Source organism: Methanobrevibacter sp. (assembly GCF_030539875.1).
GTDB lineage: Archaea > Methanobacteriota > Methanobacteria > Methanobacteriales > Methanobacteriaceae > Methanocatella.
In genome coordinates this window covers 61,774-75,762 of record NZ_JAUNXI010000003.1, presented here as the reverse complement: position 1 = coordinate 75,762, position 13,989 = coordinate 61,774, and the positions used below count along the sequence as shown (strand labels likewise).

Here is a 13,989-nt window from a genome sequence, read left to right as displayed (position 1 = left end):
TAATATAACTTTAGATTACCTAATAAAAATATTTTTATGTTTAACAATATAACTATAATTATGTTCACCAATCAACAAATTATCTATTTAGCAGGAGGATGTTTCTGGGGTGTTGAAGCATTCATATCCAGATTAAAAGGAGTAAATCAAACCGAAGTCGGATATGCTAACGGTAATGATTTAACACCAACATATGAGAAGGTTTGCAGCGGCAAAACAGGCCATGCAGAAACTGTTAAAGTAACATACAATCCAGAAATAATCTCATTAGAGGAAATACTGGAAAATTTTTATAAAATAATTGACCCTTACAGTAAAAATCGCCAGGGGCCTGATGTTGGAACTCAATACAGATCAGGCATCTATTGGCAGGAAAATTCCCAAAAGGAGACTGTATTAAATTTCTTAAAAGAAAAACAAAAAGATGCCGCAAAAGAAATAGCTATTGAAGCCTCACCAATAAAATGCTTCTATACAGCTGAAAATTATCATCAAAAATATCTTGAAAAAAATCCCAACGGCTATTGTCATGTTGATTTAAATTTAATAGATGATGAAGAATTCGACCACTTAACCAAAGAGGAGTACGAAATAACACAACTTGGCATGACAGAACCACCATTTAGCGGAAAATATGATGATTTTTTTGAAGATGGTGTATATGTGGATGTTGTAAATGGTGAAGTTCTATTTTCTTCAGAAGACAAATTCGATTCAGGATGCGGCTGGCCTGCATTTTCAAAACCAGTATCCGATGATGTGATTATAAAAAACAGAGATTTTTCCCATGGCGCAACTCGTATAGAAGTTAGAAGTGCAAAATCCAATTCTCATTTGGGCCACCTGTTTTATGATGGGCCAGGAGGATCTCCAAGATTCTGTATAAACTCAGCTGCACTTAAATTCATACCAAAAAAATAATCAATCAAAATTAAATACTAACTGAAAAACAGATTATTTTAAAAAAATAAGAATAAATCCCAATTTCTTAGGATACACTATAAAAACTGTAAGAGTAAGTTATTATCAACCTACTCCTTAATAAACTCGTTTTGGATATCTTCAACAATCTCAATAAATCTTTTTGAAACCACATCATCAGGATTAATTGTTGAAATAGATCCTTCTTTATTTGGTGCATCAGAAACATTTTCTTCAATCGGCAAATCGCCTAAATAAGTAATTTCCATTTCTTCTGCAAATTTCTTACCGTTGCCTTCACCGAATATGTTGAGTTTTTCTCCGCAATGTGGGCAAACGTAATAAGCCATATTTTCAATAAGACCTATCTTTTTAATGTTCATCATTTCAACCATTTTTACACATTTTAAAACATCTTCCTGAGATACGATATTAGGGGTGGTTACCATAATAACTGCATCTGCATCAGGAATAGTCTGTAAAACTGTCAATGGCTCATCACCGGTTCCGGGAGGGTTATCAATAATTAAATAATCAAGTGATCCCCAGTGGGCATCAGAAATTAACTGTTTTATGGCACCGGTTTTTTGAGGACCTCTCCAAATAATAGGCCTATCAATACTGTCTAGTAAAAATGCCATAGACATTACCTTAAGACCGCTAGGAGCTTCTACAGGAAACATTGCATGTTTATATTCCTCTTTTTTAGATTCGATAAATGCTAATTTTTCCTCATCATCTTCAAAATTCTGATTTTCAAGTCCTTCTTCAGTAACTTCTTTAAATACATTAAACTGATATTCATTAAAAGATTCGCCGTATAATTCAATACCTAACATTTTAGGGACGTTAGGACCGTGTATATCAGCATCCAAAATACCTGTTTTATAACCTAATTTCTGTAAGGTTTCAGCAATGTTTGCTGCTACGGTAGATTTTCCAACTCCACCTTTACCGCTCATAACAACAATTTTATGCTTGATTTGTCCTAAATTTTTAGCAAGTCTTAACTCTTGCTCTATCATCTGTCTTTGCTGTTCAGGTGTCATCTGACCTCCGTGACCATGATGACCGTGTCCATGTTCTGCCATTTTATCATCTCCAAAATAAATTTATTTAAGTGAATTTTTTACTTACTTCTTCAACAGCAAGTATTAATGGGTCTGTAACCATTGAAACTGGTGGTGCATAAGCAAATTCCATATTGCTTAAATCAAAACAGGTTAAACCTTCAGTAATTGCCAAGGTCATTGTATCAATTCTTTCGGCCACTCTTTCTTCTGCTATGATTTGACAACCTATAATAGTTCCATTACCGTCACATATAACCTTAATATCCATTGGCTTAGCATTCGGATAATAACGGGCTCTTGTAAGTGCCTGTACCTTTTGCACTACAGGCCTGATTCTATTTTGCTGTGCAAAGCTAGTTGTATATCCTACTGCACCAAATTCCAGTTTGCCCACTTTAGAAACCATAGAGTTTAAAACAGGATTGAATTTGGATTTTTTACCGCAGATTGTACGTGCCAATGTTTTAGATTCGCGAACCGCAGTTGTACCTAACTGTGAAATAGTATTTGAACCTAAGATTAAATCTTTAGATTCGACACAGTCTCCAACAGCATATACATCTTCAACTGAAGTTTCCATCCTATCATTTACAAGAATTGCCCATCTTCCAATTTCACATCCTGCCATTTCAGCTAAATCCAATTCAGCTCTAACACCGGTAGCCATAATGACCATATCTGCATCGTAGATGTCTTCATCACCGAAACATGCCTTTTCGACTTTTCCATTTCCAATTAATTTAGTAATAGGTTTTCCTAAAACTACTTGAATACCTTCCATTTCAAGGTATTCCACTAAAATATCAGACATGTCCTTATCAAGAGATCTTGGAACAATTTGAGGCAGCATCTCACTTAAAATAACATTTAATCCACGTTTTTTAAGAGCGAATGCAATTTCGATTCCGATTAAACCTGCACCGGTGACAATTGCACTTTTAGCATCTTTCATTGCTTCCTGAACTCTAATACCGTCATCGATGTTGCGTATTCTAAATACACCGTCCAACTCAACACCCTGCATTGGAGGAATAAAAGGATTTCCGCCAGTTGCAAGAACCAATTTATCATAATCAATAACTATTTCCTTACCATCTTTTTGATAGGTAACAGTTTTTTTATCAGAATCAACAGCAGTTACCTCTGCCTCAATAATAACATCAATGTTTTTATTTTTATAATCTTCAGGAGTTTTCATTACAATATCATCAAAGGATTCGATTGTACCGGACAATACATAAGGAATGGCACATGGAGAATATGCAACCTTATTATCTCTTGTGAGAACAGTAATTTCAATGTCTTCACTTAATTTACGAATATTTGAAGCCGTAGAAATTCCACCAGCTCCTCCACCTACAATAACAACTTTCATTTTAACATAACCACATATGATTTATACAATATAATATATATTAAAAAATAATATAAAAAGATTAAGGTTTTAAAATGAAAGAAATCGAATTTGATTTGGATGGAAATCCCTTTATTAATTTTTTATCTGCCCGTTATGCAATGAATGCCAGAATCAATGTGGAAAAATTATGGAATTGGTGTCATGAAAACAATAAATCATTTTTTATAATGAGTCTTGGTTGCTTAATGAATTCCGTTAATTCAGTTAGTGAACTTAAAAGAAGAATAATTAATGAAAAAGCAATTGAATATGACTATCTTGACGGAGTATGTCCAATAATGGGTGAAAACAATTCTAGTTATCATGAAATGAGAGTCAAAACGCCACAAGAATTCAGTGATATTATAAAATGGCATGATTATGTAAAAGACCTCTCAAAAGATATTTTAAATGGTAAAAAGGAAGGATTTACAGTTGAGATGGAAAAGAGGGATTTGGAAAATATTGCAAACTTCTCATGTATCCCCTGGGTTGATTTCGATATGGTTACTACCTGTACTGTTGAAGGACAGGCCATTCAACCGTTGATTACATGGGGAAAAGTAAATGAAAATTATGAGATGAGCATTTCAATTACAGTCAGCCATATTTTTGTCCATGGCAGAGAATTAGGATATTTTTATGAAAATGCTCAAAAGGAATTTGATAAATTTTAATCAAACCTATTTAAAATCAATTTCATTAATAATTTTTTGCAAATATTTCTTTTTAAGGACAAATTCACGCTTATTAGCCAGTTTGTCTGAATTTGGTTGGGAAACTTTATCATTTAATCTTGAAGCGCCTAAATAGCAAGTGTCTCCTTCTCTTAATTTATGGGCTTCACCATTATCAATAGCTTTTTTAATAAATATGTAATCATTAAACAAAACATCAAAATCATTGCTTAGATAGTATAGTTCCAAATCAGTGATGATGTCATTGTTATGCCAGACAATCAGAATGGCTTCGTGTTTAAACAAATCAGAAAATGAGATTAAATTAAAATAATCAATAACTCCAAGTTTAAATTTGACTGCAGGATATTTTCTGCCGCAGAGTTTTGTGGAATATCCAATAGCCGCAACAAAAAAATTAGAAGATTCATTAAAAGAGACATCATTAATATTCTTATCCAATAATGTCTCAAATGAATCCATGTTGATCAGCTATTCTTTATCCAAAGCCGGAATTCCTGTAATTCTCAAACCACCATAATGGGATCTGTATTTGATGTTTAATCCTATTAACAATGGGGTGATTTTCTCAATTATGCGTGCTTTTTCTAAAATACCGCAATCAATAGTTTTTATACCTGGTATCTTATCAATGATTTCTGCTGCGATTTCTTTAGATTCCTTGTCATCACCTGCAATTAAACAATCACAGTCAATGTCTTCTGGAATGTTTGAAAGGTGTGAGTTTGAAATGTTACAGAATGCGCAGATTACCTTCGCACCAGTGCCTTCAAGAATTGAAGCAGTTCTCTCAGCAGCAGAACCTTCCATTAGATCAATGAATCTAAACGGTTTTCCGCCGATTGCTGTTTCAAGAGGTACTGTTGCATCCATAACAATCTTGTCTTTACAGAATTCTTTGATTCCCTCTACTGTTGGCTTTTGAGCTGCTAGCGGTACAGTGATTATTAATACGTCCCCTTCTTTTGCTGCATCTTCATTTGCCATACCTTTCATATTTAAGTCATAATCTGCTAATTCTTCCTTAGCTTTTGCGACAACATCTAATGCTTTGTCTTCTTTTCTAGAACCTACAATAACTTCAACACCAGCGATAGCTAATCTTTCTGCAATTCCAAGTCCTTGAGGTCCTGTTCCTCCAATAATACTTACAATCATATTATCACCTATCTTTTATCATACAGCAAACCACCAACAAATATCAAATATTCCGGTAATTTACCATCATGAGCATAAAGAATTTTATATCCAAACAAATCTTCAATAGTTCTATCTATATCCGCACCAAGTCCTTCTATAGCATATCTCATTTTAACAGGCATTTTACAAGGCATTTCAAAATCTCTTGTACATCTCATACATAAATTACATTTCCCAATGTATAATCCTAAAGAGTCTTCATTTTCAAGCATGTAGATTTCATTCATAAATCTGCCTTTAATACGTTCAAACCTTTTTAAAATAGCTTCCAATTCTCTTTCTTCAAAAGTATGATCCAATTCCTCTTTTGAAAAATCAATTTTAAAAGCAATAATCTTAAGTTTATTATATGAGTTCCACAACTCGTCTACATCAAAATCAAATGGAGGATAATTCCAGTTATATCCCAAGAGTTCCTGTTCTTCTATACAGAGTTTTGAAAACTTTTCAAAATCAACATATTCCTCATAATACTCTTGAACATCAACATCAGCAGTGAGTTTAGTTATCTCAGACATAATTACTATTATATAAAAATGACATTATAAAACTTTCTAAGTAAATTTAATTAATTCTAATCTTTGTTCAGATAAAAAATGATGACAACAGACTTATTCAGTATGAATCTCTGTTATTTCCAACAACATATAATGTCAAATATATTAAACCTTTTAGAAAAAATATAAAAAAAGTATACGGATAAAACTCTGTATCATAAACCTGAGACCACAGGGAAAAATCTGAAACAAATACATTCAAATATATTATAAAGAAGTTAGTGGTAATGAATGGCAAAACCAATTTATTAATTGCCTTCACCTTACGATGTGCTGTCCGGGATTTATAAAATCATCTAAAAATTCTAAAAATTCATCATTATTAATCTCATCAATACTGATAAACTCAAATGTATTGATTATATTGTTTTTAAGGTTTTTTCCAACTTTTATTAGACCAATATGCTCCCGGGTAAAGATATATTCTACCAAACTTAAAGCATTATTAAAATCCCTTTTTTGCGTGTGGACTAAAAAGTCATTTTGAATATAGCAGTTTTCACGACCATATTTTTCTGCAAAGTTTTCACAGGCCTTATTAAAGAAAACTTTGGGACCTATGTTTATTTTAATATCATTGAGATTTGATGAAGCCATTTCAAGTAAAATTACACAATCGGATACTTCATCACTCCAATAATCTGCTTTAAAAACATTAAACTCATCCTCATTTAATTTGCGGGCAAGAGCTTCGGTTGTTTTTCTAAGCTGAGGATGCAGAGTATCAAGAGGAATATCGGGAATATTAAACTTGATAGCTATAACATCACTATTTCTTAATTCAAGTTCATTAATAATATCATTTTTATTTAAATTTCTATTCAATGGATAAAAATAATCTTTTTTATTATCTGAAAATAAATAATTACGGGCTGATTGAATAAATTCTGCCAGTTTGTCCAATCTTAAAGCAGCTCCCACATTTCTATTCCTGTCAGTTGGATCAATCACTATCAACGGGTCATTGAAATTTTTTGATGTGTCATAACTTTCCAAATCAATGCTATGACCATATTGCCAATGGATAGCTTTTTTTAGAGTGTTTTCAAAAGTGCCATAATTAATAATTAATAATTCACATAAATAACCAGCAAATCCTCCGGTTTTAAATTCAGAACCATATACTCCAGTCATTGCCATGAACCGTTTGAGGAGTAAAACTTCATTTTCCTGATTTTTGCCTAAATTTGCTTTTACATAACGTGTATGTAAAATTGTCCTATCCACTGCAGATTTAATCTGGCTTCCGTTATCAATTGCATAGCAAGGTACTATATCCACTTCATATCCATTAATGTGGGCAGTAACATAAGGATGTGATGCAAAATGATGTTCTGGAGTGCTATTGAAGTTTTCACAACATTTATGGGCCAAATCAAGACCCATTTTTTTTAAATAATATTTATCAGTTTCAAGGGGAAAAGCAATGAAAATGTCTATGTCAGATTTTCCTTTAAGCGCTGTGTTTTTTGCAACCGAACCTACCAGATTTACCTTAGCATTTAAATTATCATCGTCACACAGGTTCTGTAAAAAATCAATAATTTCAGATGAAACTTCACCAATCTGGTTTGTTTCATCTATTGTAGGTTTTATATCTTTTAAAATTAAATTATAATCCATGAAATCACAATTCAAATACTGTTAAATCTTCATATATTGGTCCGGAAGGTTTTAGAGTGGATTTTTTTAATGAAATACTGTTAACTGTCATCTCACCGATTTCAAAGTCACTATACTCTTCAATGGTTGATTTGACTTGATTCTTATTTTTAGCTGATTTCATGCGTCCAATGGTTAAATGAGTTGAAAATTTTTTGTCACTATCAAAACCTAATTTAACAAATTCCTTATCAAGCCTATCATGCAATTCTTTTATTAGGAAATCCTCATCAATTCCAACCCAAATCACTTTAATATGATTGTTATTTGGAAAAGCTCCGCAACCTTTAATTTTAATGTTGAAAGGTTTGAATTCAGACATGACCTTAGCTATTCTATTTTCCAATAATTCCAAACCGTTAGTGTCTATTTCCCCAAAGAATTTCAAGGTTAAATGAAGGTTTGTTAATTCGACATAATTAATTCTGGTATCAATTTTTTTAAATTCTTTAATTAATTTGTTAATTTTTGGTTTTAAATCATCTTCCAAGTCTATAGCTAAAAATGCCCGTACCTGCGACATATTACAACCTCACTGTTCGATAATTGTTTCATCAATAGCTATTCCAAAGTGACGCGCGTTAGTTTCAATATATACTTTAACTTTATCGCCCTCTTTTACATCAGCTACTGATAGAGGATTATTATTTTCATCAACTATCCTGATAGTTTCTGCATTTTGCAGAAGTGTCCTGATAGTTTGGCCTTCATATTCAGCCTCAATTAGCATTAAAGGTCTTCTCTCAATTTTACTTCTTCCAACATATGCAGTTCTAGTCTCACCTTCGCTGTTAACGATTAGCACTTCATCACCGGCAACCAATTCTGACAGATATCTTGTTTTGTTTCCAGGAACCATCACATATGCCTGAACCGGTCCTGCATTTACTCTAAACGGCCTTGAAGCTACATATTCACTTTCAAGTGATTCAGAATGTATTAAAAACATGAATTTTGAATAAGAACCAACTAACATTCCTTCTCCAGGCTTCATCATGTCAGTAGTATCGATACATACTCTATCACCTGAACCGAGAGATTTTACTTTAGTTATGGTGGCTATTTGCAATTCATATTTTTCTTGTGATGCTTCAACAACATTTTGTGCTATTTTTTTGATTGTGTTAAAGTCATTTGCTTCAAATATTATACCGTCAGTTCCATGCTCCAATGTTTCAAGAGCAACACGGGCACTATCCAAATCACGAACTGCCGCAATAATTTCCACGTCTGATTTCTGCAAATCAGCAATAATATTTTCAAGAGGAATTATTGTCCAGTCAGTTGCAACAAGTATAATATAATCTACAATCGAACCTAATTTAACAGCCAATTGTTCATGAGCTTTATCAGTGATTTTTATAAATGCACAAACTGTTTTTCCTTCGCTTTTTGCTTTTTTTGCATTGGCAATGTCAATAGAATCTTTAAAATCCTCATTTAATTCAACAAAGCCATCTCCTTCACTATTAATGCCTACCAAAAAGATATCTGCATCATCAGTATTTGCAATAATTTTTACATTTCCAAGTTTTCTGATTTGTTCAATGTCATCCAAATCCAAAACATAGTTAATGCCTGATTCCAACGCAGTGGTAATCATTTCTTTTTTGGTTTCCCATAATTCATCAGGAGTGCTTATCCAAGCGAACTTCTCTTGCATTCAACCACCTATTTTAAGAAATCCAAAGCTTCTTCTACATCCAGATCATGGTGAACAACTTCAGATATGGCTCTTGTAATTTTACCTGGATTTTCAGCCTGGAACAAATTACGTCCAAATGCAACACCTGCTCCTCCAACTTCAAGAGAATCCTTAACCATCTGCAATAACTCCTCATCAGTATCAACTTTAGGGCCGCCAGCAATAACAACAGGCACAATAGCTCCTTCAACAACTTCCCTAAATGAATCAGGATCCCCAGTATAATTAGTTTTTACAATGTCCACTCCAAGTTCAGAACCTACACGTGCAGCGTGTTTTACAAATTCCACATCATGTTCATTTTCTACTTTCTGTCCTCTAGGATACATCATTGCAAGAAGAGGCATACCCCAGTAGTCACATGTTTCAGCAACTTCACCTAATTCCTGCAGCATTTGACTTTCTGTTTCACTTCCGAGGTTTACATGGATTGACACTGCATCGGCTCCAAGCTGAATAGCTTTTTCAACACTAGTTACAGTTACCTTATCATTTGGGTCAGGTGCAAGAGAAGTACTTGCTGACAAATGTACAATCAGCCCAATATCGCAACCGTAACCACGGTGTCCCTGCTGTACAATACCTTTGTGCATCAATATTGCATCTGCTCCTCCTTTAGAGATTTCATCAACAGTTTCGTCCATGTTTATTATGCCTGGAATCGGACCGTTTGATACTCCGTGATCCATTGGAGCAATTACAGTCCTTCCGGTGTTTCTGTTTATGATTCTTTCTAAACGAATCTTTTTACCTATCATTTTTTTAACCTCATTAACTATGAATAATATATCTCTTGATTAAAGTATATAATTTTAATTATAGAAAAAAAGTCCATTTAAACAATGGTTTTTATTAAAATTAAAATTGAATTCAAAGGTTCTGCTTACTTTTAAGTGATGGTGTCCACAATTCAAATTCTTTGATTTGCGGAGGAATTCCGGAATCGTGGTATGAATCAAGATAACCTTCGCAGGATTTATATTTTTCACCGCTGCCGTCGGCAGAATTGTAAAATTCTAAAATTCCCCTGTTTCTGATTATGGTGTGCTTTGGTTTGAATGTAGAGGACCATATGTAAAAAACCTTAAAAACTGTATCCGGATGATATCCTCCGCCCAAATCAATAGCTAAAATATCACAATTCTGAATCTTTTTAAACACTTCAAGAAGTGTTTCGTGAAGCCGCACATCTGCGTTAATAAAATCCAGATTATCGCATGACAGTTTATTCATATTTTTAGAAGCTTCAGGAGAATTATCAAGAGAGATTATTTTTGAATCTTTAAAATTGTCCAGCAGTATTTTAGTTGTATTTCCAATATGACATCCCAATTCTATTATTGTATCTCCATTTTTTGTTAAATCAAGGATTTGTAATCTGTATTCCATTACATCATAACTTAGTTTAATCATAAAAGATACCTTTATTGTTTAGTTTATCTATATGCAATCCATCAATATTTAAATTTTCAAATACCTTTTCATCATATGCAAATGCAAATACAGTATTTCCAAGCATGGCCATGGAACTTCCCAGAATATCATCTATAGAATTAAAATACTCAATTTGATTTTTCACTTCGTCTGACACCAGGCCGGTTTCATGAGAAAACTTGTTAGAAAAAGTTAAAAAATTATCTAAACAGGGGTCTTTTTTAAACAGCTCCAAATATTTTAATCCGACATCTGAAATAATTTTTTTATGTTCCGGGTTGGTGATGATTTGTGAAGTTTCAATTGAACCGAATGTTTTAAAAGCAACATAGACATCTTCATTAAATGACTCAATCTCCCCGATTCCCGGAGCCCCCGGCATTGTTCTTAAAACCAATCCATGACCTGTTTGAGCTATAACATCACCTAAACCTCCACCTAAATTAACTTCGGCCATGTGAGCTATCTGACCGCACAACTCCTTAGAATAGTTTAAATTTAAAAATTCATTTAAAGCAAGGGCCAGGCTTAAGGCTGAAGCAGCTGATGTTCCAAAACCTGCTCCGACAGGAAGCTGAATATCCTGAACAATTTTAAAATCAATATCATCCAAATTAAAAATATTTAAAACTTCCTCAATAATAATGCCATTGCCTTGATTAACTTCATAACTGAAGTTATCAGATTCCGAAATTGTGGTTCTAACACCACTATTTATTAAAAAACCAACACCACAAGATCCATTTTTTAATTTAGACTCGTGATTTTCAATATCAAAAAAACCGGTAATATGGCCGGGGACAAAAACACTCATAATTATTAATTGTAAATTAAAATAATTAAAATTTATTATTTAAAAAAAAGTTTAAGAGAGTTTATAACTCTCCTCTCTGGCGCCTTTCATCTAATAATTTAAGGCCAATATCTCCTAATTTGTATTTTTGGATTTTACCACTGGTAGTAAGTGGGAATTCATCAACAAAAAACACATATTTAGGCACTTTATACCTTGCAATAGACCCGATGCAGAAATCACGAATATCTCCTTCAGTAACATCATCAAAGCCTTCTTCTTTAATGATGAATGCTCCAACGATTTCACCGTATTTTTCATCGGGAATTCCAGCTACCTGAACATCCTGCACACATTCATGTGTAAATAAAAATTCTTCAATTTCACGAGGATAGATGTTTTCCCCGCCTCTAATAATCATATCTTTGATACGGCCAACAATTGAGTAATATCCATCTTCATCAACAGTTGCAAGGTCTCCTGAGTGAAGCCATCCGTCTGGTTCGATTGTTTCTGCAGTTTTTTCAGGCATATTATAATATCCCTTCATAACATTAAATCCTCTGCACATAATCTCACCGGTTTCACCAACACCTACTTCCTCACCAGTTTCAGGATCAACGATTTTTACTTCAATATTCGGGAATTTACGTCCAACAGTATTGATTTTTTTATCAAATGAATCAGATGCATTGGTTTGTGTAAAACCTGGTGCAGCTTCAGTAAGCCCGTATACACTTGTGATTTCCCTCATGTTCATTTTTTCGATTGCATCTTTCATGGTTTCAACAGGACAAGTGGAACCTGCCATAATACCGGTACGCAGTGAAGACATGTCAAACATGTCAAACATCGGATGGTTCATCATGCCGATAAACATTGTAGGCACCCCATAAATGGAGGTGCACTGTTCTTTTTGAATTGAAGAAATAGCCAATAACGGATCATACTCTTCAAGAACAACCATTGTAGAACCGTGAGTTATAATAGCCATTACCCCAAGAACTGTTCCGAAACAGTGGAAAAGAGGAACCTGTAACAGTAATTTATCCTCTTCTGTGTAATTCATATTTTCCCCAATGTAGTAACCGTCGTTTACAATATTGCGGCTAGTTAACATTACGCCTTTCGGGAAACCTTCAGTTCCGGAAGTATACTGCATATTGATTACATCATTTTGAGTAACTGAATCTTTAATTTCCTGATATTTATCATCATCATAGCTTTGACCAAGCAGTAATAATTCATTTGTATTAAACATTCCACGATGCTTTTCCTGACCTACATGGAAAACAAATTTTAAATGAGGGAATTTTTCAGCTACTAAATGACCTCTAGCACAAGTTTTAAGTTCAGGTACAAGCTCATTTATAATATCAAAATAGCTTGTATCTCTAAATCCATCAGTCATAGCCAATGCTTTCATATCAGACTGACCTAAAACATATTCCAATTCATGTGATTGATAAGCAGTATTGACTGTAACAATTGTTGCACCGATTTTTGCAGTTGCAAACATGTAAGTTAACCATTCAGGCACATTTTTAGCCCATATACCAACATGATCTCCTTTTTCAATCCCAATAGCCAGCATTCCTTTTGCTAAATCGTCAACTCTTTCATCAAATTCTTTATATGTAAATCTTAAATTTCTATCCGGATAAATAATAAATTCATGATCTGGTTGTTTTTCAACCATTGATTCAAAAAATTTCCCTAGCGGGAGTTCTGTAAATAATTCGCTCATTGGAAAACCTCCATTTTAATTTCATTTAAACTTGTAAAATATTCTTGCAAACACAACAACAAATAACGCAAATCCAAACTACGAGTGAAAAATCCAATTAACCTTTTTTCAATTTTTTGTTGTTTTAATACTATCTCAAACATTTTACCAAGTCCTATCTATTCTAATCTAATATGGAGTGTATAATACAGCCAGGATTCTTGCCTTATCATCCCCACTTGCGTGAAGGTGGTGAGGCACTACTGAATCATAAAATATTGTGTCTCCTTTTCCAATAATATATGAGTCTTTTCCATAAATTACTTCAATTTCTCCTTCCAATACATAAATGAATTCTTCACCTTCGTGAGAAGATAATTCCTTATCACCCTCTTCATAATCAATATCAATTATGAAAGGATCAATGTTTCTATCGATTTTACCTGCACCTAATGAGTGGAATTCTAAATTAGATGAATTTGTTACATCTTCTCTTCCTGAGAAATAAAGTGAATTTTCAGTTTTACCATTTCTGGTAACAACCGGCCCGAGTTCCGGAGTATCATCCAGGAAAGTACCTAAACGTACACCAAGCGCTCTAGCCATTTTAGTTAATGGTGTAAGTGAGGGAATAACTTCTCCAGATTCCATAGCTTGTAAAACTTCAAGTTTTACCCCACTTCTCTCAGCAAGTTCTTCAATAGTCATATTCTGCCTATCTCTTATGTCTTTAATTTTTTTTGCAAAATCTTCATTTGTCATATTTTCACATCTTAAATTTGGATTTACTTAAAAAGATTTAAGTATTTATAATTATATTCAAT

Annotated in this window: 15 protein-coding genes; 2 read left to right on the top strand and 13 right to left on the bottom strand. The window is 33.4% G+C overall.

What is annotated here, in order from left to right; all coding sequences use genetic code 11:
- Positions 1-60 precede the first annotated feature (60 nt).
- The gene (gene msrA, locus Q4Q16_RS01790; RefSeq protein ID WP_303345774.1) at positions 61-921 is read left to right on the top strand and encodes a peptide-methionine (S)-S-oxide reductase MsrA; all 861 of its coding nucleotides are present in this window, start codon (positions 61-63) and stop codon (positions 919-921) included.
- Positions 922-1,031: 110 nt separating this feature from the next.
- On the opposite strand, the gene Q4Q16_RS01785 is transcribed toward msrA, so the two are convergent.
- Together Q4Q16_RS01785 and Q4Q16_RS01780 are read right to left on the bottom strand one after the other, a co-directional pair.
- Positions 1,032-2,012, bottom strand: coding sequence for an Mrp/NBP35 family ATP-binding protein (locus Q4Q16_RS01785; RefSeq protein WP_303345772.1), 981 nt, complete (start codon positions 2,010-2,012; stop codon positions 1,032-1,034).
- A gap of 25 nt (positions 2,013-2,037) precedes the next feature.
- The gene (locus tag Q4Q16_RS01780) at positions 2,038-3,369 is read right to left on the bottom strand and encodes an FAD-dependent oxidoreductase (RefSeq protein ID WP_303345770.1); all 1,332 of its coding nucleotides are present in this window, start codon (positions 3,367-3,369) and stop codon (positions 2,038-2,040) included.
- Between the two features lie 74 nt (positions 3,370-3,443).
- Here Q4Q16_RS01780 and Q4Q16_RS01775 point away from each other — a divergent pair, with 74 nt between their 5' ends.
- Entirely contained in the window at positions 3,444-4,067 is a 624-nt protein-coding gene (locus Q4Q16_RS01775) for a CatA-like O-acetyltransferase (RefSeq protein ID WP_303345769.1), read from the top strand.
- 6 nt (positions 4,068-4,073) lie between these two features.
- Here the strand turns inward: Q4Q16_RS01775 and Q4Q16_RS01770 are convergent, their stop codons facing one another.
- From Q4Q16_RS01770 to Q4Q16_RS01720, 11 genes are all read right to left on the bottom strand, one after another.
- Positions 4,074-4,550, bottom strand: coding sequence for a hypothetical protein (locus tag Q4Q16_RS01770; RefSeq protein ID WP_303345767.1), 477 nt, complete (start codon positions 4,548-4,550; stop codon positions 4,074-4,076).
- A 9-nt stretch (positions 4,551-4,559) separates the two neighbouring features.
- Positions 4,560-5,246: an NADPH-dependent F420 reductase gene (gene npdG / locus Q4Q16_RS01765; protein WP_303345766.1), complete on the bottom strand. Its 687-nt coding sequence runs from the start codon at positions 5,244-5,246 to the stop codon at positions 4,560-4,562.
- Positions 5,247-5,254: 8 nt separating this feature from the next.
- Positions 5,255-5,806 carry a DUF2284 domain-containing protein gene (locus Q4Q16_RS01760; RefSeq protein ID WP_303345764.1) on the bottom strand — a complete coding sequence of 184 codons (552 nt, stop codon included), beginning with the start codon at positions 5,804-5,806 and terminating at the stop codon, positions 5,255-5,257.
- Positions 5,807-6,103: 297 nt separating this feature from the next.
- Positions 6,104-7,468, bottom strand: coding sequence for a CCA tRNA nucleotidyltransferase (gene cca / locus Q4Q16_RS01755; protein ID WP_303345762.1), 1,365 nt, complete (start codon positions 7,466-7,468; stop codon positions 6,104-6,106).
- Positions 7,469-7,472: 4 nt separating this feature from the next.
- Positions 7,473-8,030: an RNA 2',3'-cyclic phosphodiesterase gene (thpR, locus tag Q4Q16_RS01750; RefSeq protein WP_303345760.1), complete on the bottom strand. Its 558-nt coding sequence runs from the start codon at positions 8,028-8,030 to the stop codon at positions 7,473-7,475.
- Between the two features lie 9 nt (positions 8,031-8,039).
- Positions 8,040-9,170 carry a 3-dehydroquinate synthase II gene (locus tag Q4Q16_RS01745; protein WP_303345758.1) on the bottom strand — a complete coding sequence of 377 codons (1,131 nt, stop codon included), beginning with the start codon at positions 9,168-9,170 and terminating at the stop codon, positions 8,040-8,042.
- An 8-nt stretch (positions 9,171-9,178) separates the two neighbouring features.
- Entirely contained in the window at positions 9,179-9,970 is a 792-nt protein-coding gene (locus Q4Q16_RS01740) for a 2-amino-3,7-dideoxy-D-threo-hept-6-ulosonate synthase (RefSeq protein ID WP_303345757.1), read from the bottom strand.
- 112 nt (positions 9,971-10,082) lie between these two features.
- The gene (locus Q4Q16_RS01735) at positions 10,083-10,625 is read right to left on the bottom strand and encodes an SAM-dependent methyltransferase (RefSeq protein ID WP_303345756.1); all 543 of its coding nucleotides are present in this window, start codon (positions 10,623-10,625) and stop codon (positions 10,083-10,085) included.
- Entirely contained in the window at positions 10,618-11,460 is an 843-nt protein-coding gene (locus Q4Q16_RS01730; RefSeq protein ID WP_303345754.1) for a pantoate kinase, read from the bottom strand. Before Q4Q16_RS01730 ends, Q4Q16_RS01735 begins: the two co-directional genes overlap by 8 nt.
- Before the next feature lie 61 nt (positions 11,461-11,521).
- Positions 11,522-13,186, bottom strand: a complete 1,665-nt coding sequence (locus Q4Q16_RS01725) for an AMP-binding protein (RefSeq protein WP_303345752.1) — start codon at positions 13,184-13,186, stop codon at positions 11,522-11,524.
- Between the two features lie 168 nt (positions 13,187-13,354).
- Positions 13,355-13,927 carry a helix-turn-helix domain-containing protein gene (locus Q4Q16_RS01720; RefSeq protein WP_303345750.1) on the bottom strand — a complete coding sequence of 191 codons (573 nt, stop codon included), beginning with the start codon at positions 13,925-13,927 and terminating at the stop codon, positions 13,355-13,357.
- Between the last annotated feature and the right edge of the window lie 62 nt (positions 13,928-13,989).